18 protein-coding genes are annotated in these 14935 nt (G+C 39.7%); 11 read left to right on the plus strand and 7 right to left on the minus strand.

The window, feature by feature from the left end:
- Positions 1 to 61 precede the first annotated feature (61 nt).
- Positions 62 to 1240 carry a tetratricopeptide repeat protein gene (locus tag AN391_RS03365; protein WP_055014075.1) on the plus strand — a complete coding sequence of 393 codons (1179 nt, stop codon included), beginning with the start codon at positions 62 to 64 and terminating at the stop codon, positions 1238 to 1240.
- Here the strand turns inward: AN391_RS03365 and AN391_RS03370 are convergent.
- A complete protein-coding gene (locus tag AN391_RS03370) occupies positions 1226 to 1540 on the minus strand; it encodes a GIY-YIG nuclease family protein (protein ID WP_055014076.1) in 315 nt (104 codons plus the stop codon). The two genes, AN391_RS03365 and AN391_RS03370, sit on opposite strands and share 15 nt — an antisense overlap.
- Before the next feature lie 107 nt (positions 1541 to 1647).
- Between AN391_RS03370 and AN391_RS03375 the strand changes: the two genes are divergently transcribed.
- The gene (locus AN391_RS03375) at positions 1648 to 2007 is read left to right on the plus strand and encodes an outer membrane protein assembly factor BamE (protein WP_055014077.1); all 360 of its coding nucleotides are present in this window, start codon (positions 1648 to 1650) and stop codon (positions 2005 to 2007) included.
- A gap of 61 nt (positions 2008 to 2068) precedes the next feature.
- Here the strand turns inward: AN391_RS03375 and AN391_RS03380 are convergent, their stop codons facing one another.
- The gene (locus AN391_RS03380) at positions 2069 to 2386 is read right to left on the minus strand and encodes an RnfH family protein (RefSeq protein ID WP_055014078.1); all 318 of its coding nucleotides are present in this window, start codon (positions 2384 to 2386) and stop codon (positions 2069 to 2071) included.
- Complete coding sequence (locus AN391_RS03385) at positions 2386 to 2823, minus strand: type II toxin-antitoxin system RatA family toxin (RefSeq protein ID WP_055014079.1); 438 nt, start codon at positions 2821 to 2823, stop codon at positions 2386 to 2388. Before AN391_RS03385 ends, AN391_RS03380 begins: the two co-directional genes overlap by 1 nt.
- 145 nt (positions 2824 to 2968) lie before the next feature.
- Here AN391_RS03385 and smpB point away from each other — a divergent pair, with 145 nt between their 5' ends.
- Complete coding sequence (gene smpB, locus AN391_RS03390) at positions 2969 to 3448, plus strand: SsrA-binding protein SmpB (RefSeq protein ID WP_055014080.1); 480 nt, start codon at positions 2969 to 2971, stop codon at positions 3446 to 3448.
- A 540-nt stretch (positions 3449 to 3988) separates the two neighbouring features.
- Positions 3989 to 6580: a TonB-dependent receptor gene (locus AN391_RS03395; protein ID WP_055014081.1), complete on the plus strand. Its 2592-nt coding sequence runs from the start codon at positions 3989 to 3991 to the stop codon at positions 6578 to 6580.
- An 85-nt stretch (positions 6581 to 6665) separates the two neighbouring features.
- Here the strand turns inward: AN391_RS03395 and AN391_RS03400 are convergent, their stop codons facing one another.
- Together AN391_RS03400 and fadR are read right to left on the minus strand one after the other, a co-directional pair.
- Positions 6666 to 7271: a peroxiredoxin gene (locus AN391_RS03400; RefSeq protein WP_055014082.1), complete on the minus strand. Its 606-nt coding sequence runs from the start codon at positions 7269 to 7271 to the stop codon at positions 6666 to 6668.
- 235 nt (positions 7272 to 7506) lie between these two features.
- Entirely contained in the window at positions 7507 to 8220 is a 714-nt protein-coding gene (fadR, locus tag AN391_RS03405) for a fatty acid metabolism transcriptional regulator FadR (protein WP_055014083.1), read from the minus strand.
- 617 nt (positions 8221 to 8837) lie between these two features.
- Here fadR and dsbB point away from each other — a divergent pair.
- Together dsbB and AN391_RS03415 are read left to right on the plus strand one after the other, a co-directional pair.
- Positions 8838 to 9356, plus strand: coding sequence for a disulfide bond formation protein DsbB (dsbB, locus tag AN391_RS03410; protein WP_055014084.1), 519 nt, complete (start codon positions 8838 to 8840; stop codon positions 9354 to 9356).
- 1 nt (position 9357) lies between these two features.
- Positions 9358 to 9660, plus strand: coding sequence for a DUF6170 family protein (locus tag AN391_RS03415; protein WP_055014085.1), 303 nt, complete (start codon positions 9358 to 9360; stop codon positions 9658 to 9660).
- A 13-nt stretch (positions 9661 to 9673) separates the two neighbouring features.
- On the opposite strand, the gene AN391_RS03420 is transcribed toward AN391_RS03415, so the two are convergent.
- Complete coding sequence (locus AN391_RS03420; RefSeq protein ID WP_055014086.1) at positions 9674 to 9970, minus strand: ComEA family DNA-binding protein; 297 nt, start codon at positions 9968 to 9970, stop codon at positions 9674 to 9676.
- A 345-nt stretch (positions 9971 to 10315) separates the two neighbouring features.
- Here AN391_RS03420 and AN391_RS03425 point away from each other — a divergent pair, with 345 nt between their 5' ends.
- The 3 genes from AN391_RS03425 (at position 10316) to AN391_RS03435 (ending at position 12411) form a co-directional block, all read left to right on the plus strand.
- Positions 10316 to 10630, plus strand: coding sequence for a YebG family protein (locus tag AN391_RS03425; protein WP_055014087.1), 315 nt, complete (start codon positions 10316 to 10318; stop codon positions 10628 to 10630).
- Positions 10631 to 10766: 136 nt separating this feature from the next.
- The gene (locus tag AN391_RS03430) at positions 10767 to 11930 is read left to right on the plus strand and encodes a M23 family metallopeptidase (RefSeq protein ID WP_055014088.1); all 1164 of its coding nucleotides are present in this window, start codon (positions 10767 to 10769) and stop codon (positions 11928 to 11930) included.
- Positions 11920 to 12411 carry a polymer-forming cytoskeletal protein gene (locus tag AN391_RS03435; protein ID WP_055014089.1) on the plus strand — a complete coding sequence of 164 codons (492 nt, stop codon included), beginning with the start codon at positions 11920 to 11922 and terminating at the stop codon, positions 12409 to 12411. The genes AN391_RS03430 and AN391_RS03435 overlap by 11 nt, the downstream gene beginning before the upstream one ends.
- Positions 12412 to 12415: 4 nt before the next feature.
- Here AN391_RS03435 and AN391_RS03440 read toward each other — a convergent pair whose 3' ends face one another.
- Positions 12416 to 12892: a hotdog fold domain-containing protein gene (locus tag AN391_RS03440; RefSeq protein ID WP_055014090.1), complete on the minus strand. Its 477-nt coding sequence runs from the start codon at positions 12890 to 12892 to the stop codon at positions 12416 to 12418.
- Between the two features lie 183 nt (positions 12893 to 13075).
- On the opposite strand from AN391_RS03440, the gene AN391_RS03445 reads away from it, so the two are divergent.
- Both AN391_RS03445 and AN391_RS03450 read left to right on the plus strand, forming a co-directional pair.
- Positions 13076 to 14269: a multidrug effflux MFS transporter gene (locus AN391_RS03445; RefSeq protein ID WP_055014091.1), complete on the plus strand. Its 1194-nt coding sequence runs from the start codon at positions 13076 to 13078 to the stop codon at positions 14267 to 14269.
- A complete protein-coding gene (locus AN391_RS03450) occupies positions 14266 to 14910 on the plus strand; it encodes a LysE family translocator (protein WP_055014092.1) in 645 nt (214 codons plus the stop codon). Before AN391_RS03445 ends, AN391_RS03450 begins: the two co-directional genes overlap by 4 nt.
- Positions 14911 to 14935 lie beyond the last annotated feature (25 nt).

A 14935-nucleotide genomic window follows, 5' to 3' on the forward strand; every position in this document is an offset into this window, starting at 1 on the left:
TAATAAACTACCTTCGCATATTGCATCTACACTTATAGATGTAATATGTTGGAGGTGGTTTATGAGCATATCTTGTTTTAACGCATTATTACTCAGTAGTTGCTTATACTTAAGCGCATGTAACAGCACAGTGCGTGAACCGCCTCCGCTGACCCTTGCAAACCATCCAAGCTTTAACCGTATTAACGTTGAAACCGAGCAAGACATATTTAAGCTCGATAAAACAATCACCTCCCAACTTGATGCCCACCTAACCAGTAAGCGAAGCGCGCATTACTTAGCAAACAGTATTTTAAGTTTTTTATTAAAAAACGGTGATAGCTCGTTAACTTATCAAAGTGGCGCCACGCTGAGTGCATCGCAAACCTACGCTAATTTAAACGCTAATTGCCTGTCGTTATCGATATTAGCGTATAGCTTAGCCGATTATTTAGGCATAAAAGCGCGCTTTCAAAAAGTTCATATTCCTGAATATTGGGCAATGAATAAAGGGGTTAATTTACTAACAGGACATATTAACTTATCAATTGACAATGCGCTTATGCAAACAATACCAGCCACAATGGTTTATCAACGTGATAAACAGTTAACCATAGATTTTGACCCGAATATAAGAAAACAACGATTTAAAACCACCCCATTAAGCAAAGAGTTTGTTACGGCTATGTTTTATAACAATAAAGGCGCTCTAGCTTTAGTAAATAAAAATTATAATTTAGCTTATAGCTACTTTAGTGCCGCAGTTGAAGCCGCCCCATTATACAGCGGTGGCTGGGGGAATTTAGGCATTGTATTTAGGCAGCTTAATTATTTAAAAGAAGCCGAACAGGCTTATAACTATGCTTTATTGCTTGATAAAAATAACCACACTGCCATAGGTAATCTCGCAGTGCTGTACACCTTAAGTAACCGCGCTAAACAGGGCCAACAAATGCTAAAACAGCTCAATAAAAAGCGCCAAGCTAACCCGTATTACCATATATCACTGGGTAATAGTGAGCTGGCACTTAAAAACTACTCTCAAGCGATTAAGCATTTTAAAAGCGCTTATAAAATTGACGCTAAACTACACGAAAGCCACTTTGGCCTTGCGCGAGCGTATTATTTTACCGGCAATATAAAGCAGGCAACACATTATATGCGCTTGGCGGGTATAAATGCCGAATTTAATTATGACAAAGCCCGCTATCGTAATAAATTAAATGCATTAAAAAATGCCACAGCCCTACTTAATCATTAGATGCTGGACGTAATGCTCTTTTTGAGTCCTACTTAATTTTTTAATTTGCCACTCTAACTTACTGGCTTCACTCTTTGTGCCTACCTTTTGTTGATGAATTAGAACCAAAGGGCCTTTGCCTTTTAGGTTTTTTGCACCTTTACCTGCTTGATGTGCAGCTATGCGCTTATCAACATTTGTTGTTATACCTGTATACCAGTGGCCTAAACGCGTTTGCACTATATACAAATACCACGTTGAGGGTACTTTGTGTTCTTTGCTTATATTTATACTTAAACTTTTGTGTGTGTTTGTGGTCAAAACCTTGCCCTAACCCTCGTAACTAAAAACAATTTCTTAAAAGGGTTTTACCTTCAGTGACTAATCGGTATTATGCAGATTATAAAAAATAAGGATCACAACTAACAATGCAGTCGTTAAAAACTTTTTCTCTTTGGCTTATCGTTGCTCTCACATTCAGTTCTTTAGCAGGTTGTTCTAGCTGGGTATATAGAATCAATATCCCACAGGGTAACTTTTTAGAGCAATCAGATGTAGATAAGCTTCGTGTAAATATGACGCGAGAGCAAGTTATTTATGTACTAGGTCGTCCCATTGCAGAGGATGCCTTTGATAATAGCACCTGGCGTTATGTGTATAGCTTTAACAAAGGCCGCGATAATGAGCAGCATAAAGAATTGGTGATTAAATTTGAAAATGAAAAACTGGTTGCTGTTTCGGGTGATTATGATCAACCCGAAAACTTTGATACTCCTCTAGAGCAGTAAACGCTTTAGGTATTAAAAAGGTGAGCATGGCTCACCTTTTTAATACCTATACTGGTTACTTTTATAAAGGACGACCACCGGTAATTTTATTTGCTCGACCTTCCTCTTTTGCTTTTTCTGCACGCTTTCTTCGAGCATCTTTAGGGTCTGCGATAAGTGGGCGATAGATTTCAACTCTGTCACCATCTTTTAATTCGTAATGCGCTTTTACTGTTCTATTCCATACCCCTAGTGTAAGCGCAGTTGGATCTATTTCAGGGCACTTATCAATGATCCCCGATTGAATAACAGCTTGTTCGGCTGTGGTTCCTTGCGCTACTTCCACCGTTAATGTGGTTGCTTTAGTCGGTAATGCAAAAACTATCTCAACGCTAATCATTATCTTGCTCCGTATACATCTTTTGCACGTTGCGTGAATGCACTAACCATATTTTTGGCTACATCATTAAATATTTTACCAAACGCCAATTCGATAAGCTTGCTAGAGAATTCAAATTCAAGCTTAAGCTCAACTTTACATGCCTTATTATCTAACGCTTGAAAATGCCAACGCCCCTTTAATGTTTTAAACGGGCCATCAACAAGCCTTAATTGAACAGTTTGTTCATCTATAAAGGTGTTTTCAGTGGTAAACCACTTTTTTATACCGGCCTTAGATATTTCTAAACTCGCGGTCATGTTATTATTGTGCTGCGAAACGATTTTAGAGTCTGAGCAATTAGGTAAAAACTGCGGATAAGCTTCTACATCATTAACTAGGTCAAACATCTCTTTAGTGCTGTACATAACCAGCGCACTTTTTTCTATTTGTGGCATACTCACTCCCAACTGTGTGGGCGAATTTTAGCAAGCTTTGCGCGTTTCCCCAAATTTTCATGGTCTTAAGTTCACTTGATTATTTTAAAGGCGCATGTAAAAAATCGATGTAAAACATCTCTTAATACGTATATTATAGGGCACTATGGCTAAGAAAAAATCATCAAAATCGAACAGTAATACCATCGCGCTTAACAAAAAAGCGCGTCATGAGTATTTTTTACACGATAAGTTTGAAGCAGGTGTTGAACTACAGGGCTGGGAAGTAAAAAGTATCCGAGCTGGTAAGGTAAATATCTCAGAAACTTATATTCATCTTAAAAATGGCGAAGCTTTTTTGTTAGGCAGTCAAATCCAGCCTTTAAATAGCGCTTCAACCCACGTTATCTGCGATCCTATGCGTTATCGTAAGCTACTATTAAGCCGCAAAGAGCTTGATAGATTAGTCGGTGCCACTGAGCGAGAGGGCTACTCACTTGTTGCCACCGCCATGTATTGGAAAAAATGTTGGGTGAAACTTGAGTTTCACTTAGCTAAAGGTAAAAAAATGCATGACAAACGTGAAGATGGCAAAAATAAAGATTGGTCGCGTGAGAAAGAACGCCTCATGAAACACAAAGTATAAGCACAACGCCTAATTTATTTAGGCGTTTTTTTAAGTTCTCATCGGTTGAATTTAAAACAACCTGATCAAATTACCCTCAGCTTTATTTAATTCATCCCCGTGCGTAGTATAAATAAATTATTACATTTTATTTATATTTTTAACTTCTTTAGATACACGCCCATTTTAGTGTGCAAAATTTATAGTGCAAAGCGAGTAATTTAGCCTTGTCTATCCTTTTTCTTTGTTTCTACTATTGAATATTTTTCCCTCAATACTCTTCAAAAACTCATACTAAAATCGCAAAGGGTGAAGATTGATAACACTTAAGTTACATGATATTAATATCAGCGCTTGTAATACCAATTCGCTTAATTAATTGTTCTATTTTGAGGTTGGAAAAACGTGTTGATAGCTAGGCAAAAAGTTCGTTATTTAGTTGTTCTAAAAGAGAATTTTTTAACACAGATAGCGACACGTTTAGCCCCGCAAAATGATTAAGTATTATCGCGAATTGGTATTAAGCAACTAAATTTATAACATATCAACAAGGACTTAAGGATGAAGCAATCAATTGCATTTACACCTAGCATAATTGCAGGTGCTACAATCGCACTCTCAGCAGGTTTTACAACAACAGCTTATGCTGCTGAAGAAGCAAAAAAAGTAGAACGCATTGAAGTAACAGGTTCGCGCATAAAACGCACCGATATCGAAGGACCTTCGCCTGTACAATCTATTGGCAAAGCAGATATCGAAAACATGGGTTACGATAACCTTCAACAGCTCCTCGAAAGAATGCCAGTGGCAGGCAGCGGTACTTTCTCTACTCGCGGCAACAATCAAGATTCAACTGCAAATGGATCTGCGGCGGTCAGCCTACGCGGTTTAGGTGCTGATGCTACCTTAGTATTGATCAACGGCCGTCGTGTGGCTATTAGTGCCTTTGCCGAAGGTATTACAAACTCATTTGTCGATATTAATAGTATTCCGGTATCGGCGATTGAACGCATTGATATTTTAAAAGATGGCGCATCAGCAATTTATGGCTCTGATGCAGTAGCGGGCGTTGTCAACGTTATTTTGAAAAAAGACATAGATGGCGTTGAACTAAACTTAGGCTACGGCGGTACCGATGGCCCTAATTACGAAGAAACAACAGCAAGTTTAGTATGGGGTACGACTAGCGAAAAAAGTAGCGCCTCAATTATTATTGACTACTTTAAAAACACTTCGCTTTCATCAGACGAAATGGGCAGTTTAGGCACCGCTAATCAATCGCCTTATGGCGGCGAAGACTTTCGCTCTTCTCGTGGCTTTCCAGGCTACTTTTATGTTGATGGTGTAAAAACAATTGACCCTGATTGTCCCGCAGAAAACGCAACAGCAAGCGGCAGTTGTTTATTTGATTACGGCCCATTTGGTTATATTGCCCCTGAGTCTGAGCGCGTAGGTGCTATTTCTCAATTTGAATACAATTTTGATAACGGCATTACTGGCTTTTTAGAAATGGCAGTACAGCATAATACCTCTGTGGCAGCCGGCGCCCCTACGCCACTTGATGAAGACGCAGGTTTAACTGTACCCGCTAGCCACCCAAATAATCCGTTTGGTGAAGATATCCAAATTGGCCGCTACCGCACAGTGGATGCAGGCGCTCGCCAATGGGATATTGAGTCAGACACACTACGATTTGTGGCCGGTCTAAGAGGTGAAATAAACGAATGGAGCTGGGAAGCTGCTGTTCAAAAAGGCCGTAGTAAGTCAATGCAAACGGGCGATCGCTCACAAGGCTGGGTACGCACCGACTTTTTACAACAAGAGATTGATGCCGGTAACTACAACCCATTTGGTGGCACCTATAACAGCCCTGAAGTCATTGACAGAATTACCACAAGCCTAGTACGCCGCGGTGAGTCTCATATGACCTCATTCGACGCTAACATCTCTGGTGAAGCATTTAGCTTTGGTGATGATGTGGTTATGATGGCCGCAGGTATTGAATACCGTGAAGAAGATGTAACCGATACACCGGATGACCAATTTCAGCGCGGTTTAATTTTTGGTACTGAGTCTGTGTCTGCTGCAGCAGAGCGCGACCAATACGCAGCCTATGTGGAATTCTCAATCCCACTTGCTGAAAACCTAGAGCTACAACTAGCTGGTCGTTACGATGATTACAGCGACTTTGGTAATACAACAAACCCTAAAGTCGCTTTACGTTGGGCACCGACTGACGAAATAACCATTCGTGGTTCGTGGGCACAAGGGTTTAGAGCGCCATCGCTTGCACAAGTAGGTTTAGGTCCATCACAGGAGAGTCAGTTTTTTGTAGATACATACCGCTGTGAAGCAACCGGCCTTGATTGTGACGCGCTAGATTACAACATTGAATTTGCTGGTAACCCTGACCTAGAAGCCGAAGAGTCAGAATCGTGGAATGTTGGCTTTATTTGGGCCCCTTCTGCTGAGTTTGGTTTAAGCGTAGATGTGTGGAGTATTACTCAAGATAATAAAATTGATGAGCAAGAATTTGGCCCAATTTATAACTCTGAGTGTAATAACCAAAATAGCACTGTATGTGTACGCTTAGCCCCTAGTGGCGGTAATAGCTTAGGGACTATTCAAAAAATATACAGCACCTTTGAAAACGTCTCTTCGCAAGAAGTGTCTGGTGTTGATTTATCAGCAAATTACAACCACTCATTGGATGATTTAGGCTTACTTAAATTTAACTTAGAATGGGCATACCAGAACAAGTTTGAAAAAGATGGTCGTGATTACACGGGTGAATACTATTATCCAGAGCACCGTTGGATTTTCTCTACTAACTGGGAAATTGGCCAATTTAATACCAACGTAAATATTAGCTATGTAGGCGAGTTTGAAGATACCCCAGATATAGACTTTGACGGTAACTTAGACTTTGATAGTAATACATCACGAATGGTTGACTCGCAAGCACTGGTAGATTTACAAACATCTTACCGTGTAAGTGATGCAACGAAAGTGTCGCTGGGTGTAAATAACGTGTTTGACGAAGAGCCACCATTTGCCATTGGTGATGGCGATTCGGATCTCTACGGTTATGCGTCGGGAGTACACAACCCACGTGGTCGTTACTTCTACACTAAAGTAACCTTCTCGTTTTAATTTAATATAGCCCATTATTAAATGGGCATACTAAAAACAAAAAAACCGCCAATTGGCGGTTTTTTATTAAAAACGTAGGGCTAGATTATAGCTCGCCTTCGTTTTCAGATAGGAATTTAGCAACACCTTCAGGGCTTGCGTCCATACCTTTTTTACCTTCTTCCCAACCAGCTGGGCATACTTCGCCGTTTTCGCTGTGGAATGCTAGTGCGTCAACCATACGAATCATTTCGTCGATGTTACGGCCAAGTGGTAAGTCGTTCACTACTTGGTGACGTACGTTACCTTCTTCATCGATTAGGAAAGAGCCACGAAATGCAACGCCCGCTTCTGGGTGCTCAACGTCGTACGCTTTACAAATTTCGTGCTTAACGTCTGCAACTAGTGCGTATTTAACTTTACCAATACCGCCGTCTGCTACAGGCGTGTTACGCCATGCGTTGTGTGAGAACTGTGAATCGATAGAAACACCAATTACTTCTACGCCACGCTTTTGGAATTCTTCATAACGCTTATCAAATGCGATAAGTTCTGAAGGACATACAAACGTGAAATCTAGTGGGTAAAAGAAGATTACTGCTTTTTTACCTTTAATTGTTTCATGAAGGTTATAGCTATCTACAATTTCACCATTACCTAGAACAGCTGCAGCGGTAAAGTCTGGTGCCTGGCGGCCTACTAATACACCCATTTTATTCTCCAAATATTTTGAGTTTGTTGTCGATTGCATACGCAATGCTGATACTTATATGGGCGCTAAAAATTAAAAAACAATAGCGCCAACACATAATTACATGGCATTTTAAATTTAATAAGGAAAAAAGAACAATCGTATTTAGCGATGTATACAATCGAAAATACCGAACAGATATTAAAACTTTATTACGGCTATAAAAAAACCTGCATCTGCAGGTTTTAAAAAGTATTTAATCCATGATATCGGAAGGCATATCGCCCTTAATATTTTGCCAAATTTCACCCGTTTGATGGCCAAACTTACGCATCATCGAAATCGCACCATCGTGCTCACGTTTTTCAGCCAATACGGTTAGGTCTTTATAAAATTGGCGTGCTAACTGGCGAGTGCCTGCGTCTGAAAAATAATGACAACCAATTTTAAAGTAAAACCCTCTAAAACCGTTAAGTATAAGTACGTAAATGCGGTTATTACCCGCAACAGCTAATTCGTGGTGAACTTTATAATCGTAATCAGCAAAAGCTTGTGCTGTGTCTTCGAGCTCATCGCTTTTAGATAAAATTTCAATAACACGCTCAGGGTTATATTTAATAGCTGCACGAGTATAAATAGCACTAATATTGGTGCGTGCAGATAGTAACTGATCTGTTAGCTCAGGCATTTTGTCTTCATCTAAACGCGCTAGAGTCTCAAGTATATTCAGCCCTGATGTTTCCCAAAAGTTATTTACTCTTGTAGGCTTACCGTGCTGAATCGTTAACCAACCGTCACGGGCTAAGCGTTGCAGTACTTCACGTAAGGTTGTTCTGGTTACACCAATTAACTCAGAAAGCTCACGCTCTGCAGGTAGAATTGAACCTGGAGGGAAATCGCCGTTCCAGATAGATTCAACTATATACTCTTCAGCAAATCCTGCTGGGCTTTTAGCTTTAAAAATTCTCATTCAATTCCCACTCGAATTAATCACAACACATCGTTTTATACGAATAACTGACAGATTGTACCAGATGAAATATAACTAACAAGTAAACTCGTTGATATAAGTGTCAACCATCAGCTGAAAATTTCGTAATAATAAATTGTAAAATTCAACATGCTTAAATTTGGCCAAATTTGCTATATAAATTTACCCTATTCATAGTAGGTACATTAAAGCGTGTTGATCTTTTTGAATTGAATTTGTTCAATCTAGGGGGGATTAAATCGCGCCGGGAGGTTTGTAACTTAGTGGGCTCTATAACTGCTGCGTTAATCTCATCACTTGCATCTATGTAATACTATTACTGTAATACTTCACCATTACGTTACTACAAAAGCTCAAGTGCGCAGCACCTTGTATGCAAGTACATTCAAGCATGTAAACTGTAACGTTTAAATAAGCCTTTTACTTTTCTTAGATGTTTTATTTAGCAAAATAACCTTTATCTCAATAGAATTGGCAATAACTTCTTATTAATTTCATCTTAAAAAATGCCCTTTCGGTAGCTTTTTTACCCTTTTTGTTGCTCGTTACTTTATCCTAGTACATAATTCAACGTCTTAATTCAATGCGGATTTTTTATGAACTGGCTAGCACACCTCCCTACTAAACGCACTCCATGGCTACTATTTACAGGTATTGTATTTTTATTAGAAGTCACCGCACTGTTTTTTCAATATCAAATGGGCCTGGCACCATGCATTATGTGTATTTACCAGCGAACTGCGGTATTAGGGTTATTAGGGGCGGGTATTATTGGCGCAACTAAACCGCAGAGTAAACTAGTACGTACTATTGCTTATTTAGTGTGGGGTATATCAAGCGTATGGGGCTACTTTATTGCGCGGGAACACATAGAAATGCAAACAACCACCGATCCCTTTGCGTTTAGCTGTGAATTTGAGCCTAACTTCCCAGCTTTTATGCCACTGCATGAATGGATCCCTAGTTTTTTTCAAGCCACTGGGGATTGCGGAAATATTGATTGGCAATTTGCAGGATTAAGTATGCCAGCGTGGATGGAAATTCTTTTTGCGTTATTTACTATCACGCTTTTTGTACTTGTTATCACTCGCTTACTTACTAAAAAGTCTATTTAATATGTTTACATTTTTTTCCAGTCAGCTGCCTGAATTAAAGCACCTTAAAGTGAGACAGCGACAAGCCGTTGTTGCGATTGCACTAAGTATGCTCCCCGCAACCGATAGAGTGTTATTGAGAATAGTAAAGCTGCTATTGCTCAGCCCATTATTTTTATTATTTACTGTTTTTAAAGGATGGGAACTCCTCCCCTTCTTAATTTTAGGGGGACTGTGTTACCCGCTTTTAACAACACCGATTGAAATAAACTTTGCTAAAAAGTATTTAACAAAAGCACTTGAGCAATATTCACAGGGCGCTTAGCGCCCTGCCTAACCTATAGAGATACTTTTCCTTCTAATTTAGCTACCAACTTTTTGCCTATTCCTTTTACGTTAGCTAAATCACTTAGCTCAGTAAACTCACCATTTTCGGCTCTGTAATCAACAATAGCCTGCGCTTTTTTCTTACCAATACCGGGAAGCGTTGATAGCATTTCTGAATCGGCACTATTAATGTTAATAACGGGGGGTTGTTGCATTTCGGCCATAGGCTTATCAACCACAGGGTTAGCGTAGGTGAGCGCGCTAAAACCTAGAAAGCTAATAATAAGTAGCGTTAAAAGATTTTTCATTTGTTATTCCTTATTTTTGTTTATGCCAAAGCGTTATGGTTAAACGGCTAATTTGGCTTTAAGCAAGGGCTTAATTTTTATTAGAGGAAATAATCTAAAATAAGGATCGACTTGCATCACTTATATTATTTCCAGTGCATAATCACCTAAATCCGAAAACCTAAAATGCAGCTGGTACAACAAAGTGATTATCTAAATAAAGTAAAGTTACGCTTTTTTGTCAAATCTATGACAATCTAAAATGTCGTGAATACTTGCAATTTATTTCGCAAACATTTACTGTATATAAAAACAGTGACCTACAAGTCAGTAACCACATTACCACGCAATCAAGCAGGAGAGATCATGGCTGTTGTTGTTAAATATGTTGTAGAACGAAACGGAGTTGAGCGAATGACGTTTACTACTAAAAAAGAAGCGGATGCCTATGACAAAATGCTCGATATAGCAGAATCGCTTGAAGTAATGCTGGAAAAAGTAGATGTGCCTTTAAGCGAGCAACAAGTAGAATCGCTCGCGCTTGAAATTGCAAAGAGTAAAGATGACTTTATGGCAGTGCTAAAAGGTGCAAAAGAGCCCTCAACAAAAGGCGCAGCTAAAGCTAAAAAAGCCGACAACGTAGCATCAATAAAAAATAACGATGAGCAACAAGCTAGCTAATTTGCGTCAAATTATAAAAAGGGCTGCTATTAATAGCAGCCCTTTTTTATTAATTTTTGAACAGTTACAAATTTTTTCTGGCTTTTTAAACTGAAATTGATACATTAATCCGGTTAATAGCGAGTATTTATGTGTCATGTCAGTATTTATTAAGTCTTTTTACCAAAAAATTTTTCCAGCCCGTCAGTTACTTATTCGTCAAAATGGCGAAGTTAAGCATGTTGTTTTGGCGCCTTGGTTTCAGCTTTTTACAGTACTACTTATTTTAGGCACTATTATTTGGGTGGGTATATCTAGTTTTCGTGTTTATAGCCAAACAAATAAAATAACACACATTGAACAAAGCCAAATTGATAAGCAACAAGTTTGGCAAAAACAGGTTCGTGAACAAAAGGCGCTGCACGCTAAGCAGTTAGAGCAACTTGCCGTCCTTGAGCAAAAGCAAGCGCTTTTACAAGGTATGATTGAATCTCTCCCCGCATCTATAAGCAAAGATACTATAAAACTAGAAGAGCAACTTGAATCGCCTATAAATGAAGACAAAGGCGAGTTTCATGAGCCGCTTGTTGATGAAGAACAAAAAAACAAACACGCAAACCTATTAACGCCAATAACTTTTGCTGCACGATATGAGCGCTTAAATAAACACTATGAGCATAATTTTGCGCGTATCGATGCACAAATAAATAAGCGCCATGATGCAATTTTAGCGATGTTAAAAGGGGCTGGGTTAGAATCCGCTCTTGAACAACATTTAGCGCTGGCCTACCAAAACAGCGCACAAGGTGGGCCGTTAGATGTATTTGATGAAACTAAAATACCAAAGCCGTTTTTAGTCATTGTTGATAAGCTTTTATTACTCAACAACCTTGAAAACTTTTTAACCGAGCTGCCTAACTCGCTGCCCTTACCTGCGGCTAAATACTATATTTCGAGCAACTTTGGTCTTCGAAAAGATCCAATGAACAACCGCCGAGCTTTTCACAAAGGTGTTGATTTAGCCGGCTGGCACAAAACCGAAATTTTTGCCCCTGCCGATGCTGTTGTGCTTCGCGCTGGCAGAAACGGCGGCTATGGTAACTTTATCGAGCTAGAGCATAAAAATGGCTTGATAACTCGTTTTGGCCACTTAAATAAGATTAAAGTAAAAAAAGGCCAAACAATCGCTAAAAATGAGGTAATTGGATTAATGGGTAGCACTGGCAGAAGTACCAGCACCCACTTACACTATGAAGTGTTACTCGATGGCAAACATGTCAATCCTCTAAAAATAACAAAGGCGCTTTCTCGTGTTCGGTAAAAAAAAGCAATCAAGTAGCCAGGCTACTTTAAAAAGAGTAAATCACACCCCTTCTATTATTTCTGAAGATGTGCGCTTAACTGGCACACTTACCAGCCAAGGCGAAGTACAGCTAGATGGCCGCATTGATGGGGATATAAAAGCAGAGCACCTGGTAATTGGCTCTACCGGCATTGTTGAAGGTGTGGTTGAGGCTAAAAGCGTCGTTGTAAAGGGCAAAATTATTGGCTCTCTTAATGCCAGTGAAGTGAATATTCAAAGCAGTGCTCACGTGCATGGCGATGTTTTTCACGACACCCTCAGTATTGACGCAGGAGCCATTATTGAAGGCAGCTTAAAACAACGCTTTGAAAAAGAAGAACCGGAACTTATTAGCGAAGAGTTAAAGCCCGCAAAAGAAGTAAAAACTTTGCTTGATGGGGCTGACAGCGACTTATCGTTTGTAAATAAACAAGCCGCTGATAAAGCTAAATCTAATTAAGCACTCATTGCTTTTTTTCGGTTATGTACATTGTAATATCGGCAGTGAACACCAGTTCATTGCGGGTATTAAAAAGCTTGACCGGCACCACTAAATCCTCTTTATCTACCCATTGGCGTGGCAAGTCAATTTCTGCAATAGCCGTTACATCGGTATCAACTTTAGCTAAATATTGCACCGTCATTCCTTTAGGGATCCAGCGATGCGTTTTATAAGGCACGGTCGCATCTACCATTACACCAGCGCACAGCTCTGCTAAGTTACATTGTGCAATAGCATGAATAGTCCCAATATGGTTATGTACGCTTCGTCGATTTTTTACCACAGCACTGCAGTGCCCTTCTCTTAAATCGAGCACATACGGTTTCATTGAGCCAAAATAAGGGGCTTTAATACAAACAGCTTTACTAAACAACCAATTGCCAAAAGGTAAGCGTTTAAATTTATGCCACGTTTTTAAAAGGGCAGATTTATTACTCATTGTTATTTCCCATCTTGTGTTTATAAATCCAAACTAACACATCAGACCAGTTAAAAAAAGTGCAATTCATCGTGCTGTTAATCCTTATGTCATGAAATATTTATCACAATGAAGTGTGGCTCACTCATAAGTCCTTTCTTTTTTATAAGCGGACCCCTAAAATAGCCAGCAAAAGGAGACCTAATGCAAACACAGCCCGCTAAACCTAACTTAATTTTATTACTCATCTTAGCGTTACTCGTAATCTTTTGCCCTATGGCTATTGATATATATCTGCCCGCTTTTCCAACTATTGCCAAGCAATTTAATGTAACTGAACAACAAGTTCAGCAAACGGTAGCTATTTTTATGCTTACTGTGGGTTTAGGGCAATTAATTGCGGGGCCACTTGCCGATAAGTTTGGCCGAAAACCAGTAGCGGTTGTTGGTGTTAGTTTATATGCAGGCTCAGCTTTACTCGCCTATATGGCGCCCTCTTTTGCTGTATTAATGTGTGCACGCGCTCTACAAGGCTTAGGTGCATGTGCTACGTTTGTTGTTGCCTTTGCTATCGTACGTGATAAGTATGGCAGCGAACGTAGTGGGCAAATGATCACCTATTTAAATGGAATTGTGTGCTTTATTCCTGCGCTTGCACCTATTTTAGGTGCTTGGCTTACCGTGCAATTTGGCTGGCGTATGAACTTTATGTTTTTAACTTTATTTGCCTTAACGGGGTTGGTAATTACGCTCACCTTATTTAGGGAAACTCGCCCAGCAGATAGTCACTATCAAGGGCACATTTTAGACCTACGTCGCTTTGTTCCAATAATAACCACTCCCATATTTTTATTTAATAGCTTGCTGTGTATGGTTGCGATGTCCGCAATCCTTGTGTTTGTTACCTTAGCACCGGGGTGGATTATTACACACCTAGGTGGCACTGTGGCCGACTTTACTTTTTGGTTTACGCTCAATGCAATTTTAAGCATCGTAGCCAGCTTTACTACCCCCATTTACATTAAGCGCAATAGTCAAAAAGCCCTGCGTGTAGGTGTTACTGTGTTAGTAGGCTCAGGTATATTAATGATTGCGCTTAGCCATATCGAGTCGGCCATTGCGCTTATGCTGCCTATTTTAATAGCCGCACTTGGTTTTGCTTTGAGCTTAGGCTCTGCAGCTGGTATGGCATTATCGCGCTTCCCTAAGCAAGCGGGTACTGCCTCAGCATTAATTGGAGCTATGCAAATGAGTGGCGCTAGCTTACTTGTATTTTTGACGCAATATTTAGGCCTTAGCACACCTTGGCTAATTGCATTTCACTTATTATTACTGACGCCACTTTGGCTAATTTTAATGAGTAAAAAAGCCCATACATTGCACCCGGTTAATACATGATCAACCCTGATTTTTTAGCATCATTTTTATTGGCGAGCTTTTTAATGGCGGTGGCCCCTGGGCCATCAAACGCATTTTTAATGGCGCAAACATTTGCCAATGGCAGAACAGCAGGCATGCAAAGCGCATTTGGCTTTGCTTTAGGTGGGGTAATACATACCTTTTTTGCCGTAATTGGCCTAAGCGCGGTACTAAAAGCCTCCCCTACCGCTTATAGTGCAGTGCAATATGCAGGGGCCGCCTATTTATGTTACTTAGGGCTTATGATGATAAAGGGCACATTAAAGACCCCCGACACTTCAGAGGACAGTACAAGCGAAGACAAACCGCACATTAGTACGAGTAAAAAATCAAATGTAATGTTTCAAGCCATGATGACCGAGGTGCTAAACCCTAAAGTGGCGTTGTTTTTTATTGCGTTTATACCACAATTTGTAGATCCAACTTTATCATCAGCGACTTTTCAGCTGGCTTTTTTTGGTTTGCTCTACCCTATTTTTGCTTTTCCGATTGACTGCACGTATATTTATTTTGGCGATAAAATTGCCCAGTTTTTTAGAAGTAATCCACACAGTCAGCTGTGGATTGATAGAGTCACCGGTATAGTGTTTATTGCGCTTGCCATAAATTTATTATACTAGTTACAAGTAAGTAGTATTTATTCAC

The sequence above is a fragment of the Pseudoalteromonas sp. P1-13-1a genome (assembly GCF_001401875.1).
Classification (GTDB): Bacteria; Pseudomonadota; Gammaproteobacteria; order Enterobacterales; family Alteromonadaceae; genus Pseudoalteromonas.

Coding starts and splice junctions, on each gene's coding strand:
- AN391_RS03365 (WP_055014075.1), top strand. CDS start 62: ATGAGCATATCTTGTTTTAACGCATTATTACTCAGTAGTTGCTTATAC.
- AN391_RS03375 (WP_055014077.1), top strand. CDS start 1,648: ATGCAGTCGTTAAAAACTTTTTCTCTTTGGCTTATCGTTGCTCTCACA.
- AN391_RS03380 (WP_055014078.1), bottom strand. CDS start 2,386: ATGATTAGCGTTGAGATAGTTTTTGCATTACCGACTAAAGCAACCACA.
- AN391_RS03385 (WP_055014079.1), bottom strand. CDS start 2,823: ATGCCACAAATAGAAAAAAGTGCGCTGGTTATGTACAGCACTAAAGAG.
- smpB (WP_055014080.1), top strand. CDS start 2,969: ATGGCTAAGAAAAAATCATCAAAATCGAACAGTAATACCATCGCGCTT.
- AN391_RS03395 (WP_055014081.1), top strand. CDS start 3,989: ATGAAGCAATCAATTGCATTTACACCTAGCATAATTGCAGGTGCTACA.
- AN391_RS03400 (WP_055014082.1), bottom strand. CDS start 7,271: ATGGGTGTATTAGTAGGCCGCCAGGCACCAGACTTTACCGCTGCAGCT.
- fadR (WP_055014083.1), bottom strand. CDS start 8,220: ATGAGAATTTTTAAAGCTAAAAGCCCAGCAGGATTTGCTGAAGAGTAT.
- dsbB (WP_055014084.1), top strand. CDS start 8,838: ATGAACTGGCTAGCACACCTCCCTACTAAACGCACTCCATGGCTACTA.
- AN391_RS03415 (WP_055014085.1), top strand. CDS start 9,358: ATGTTTACATTTTTTTCCAGTCAGCTGCCTGAATTAAAGCACCTTAAA.
- AN391_RS03420 (WP_055014086.1), bottom strand. CDS start 9,970: ATGAAAAATCTTTTAACGCTACTTATTATTAGCTTTCTAGGTTTTAGC.
- AN391_RS03425 (WP_055014087.1), top strand. CDS start 10,316: ATGGCTGTTGTTGTTAAATATGTTGTAGAACGAAACGGAGTTGAGCGA.
- AN391_RS03430 (WP_055014088.1), top strand. CDS start 10,767: ATGTCAGTATTTATTAAGTCTTTTTACCAAAAAATTTTTCCAGCCCGT.
- AN391_RS03440 (WP_055014090.1), bottom strand. CDS start 12,892: ATGAGTAATAAATCTGCCCTTTTAAAAACGTGGCATAAATTTAAACGC.
- AN391_RS03445 (WP_055014091.1), top strand. CDS start 13,076: ATGCAAACACAGCCCGCTAAACCTAACTTAATTTTATTACTCATCTTA.
- AN391_RS03450 (WP_055014092.1), top strand. CDS start 14,266: ATGATCAACCCTGATTTTTTAGCATCATTTTTATTGGCGAGCTTTTTA.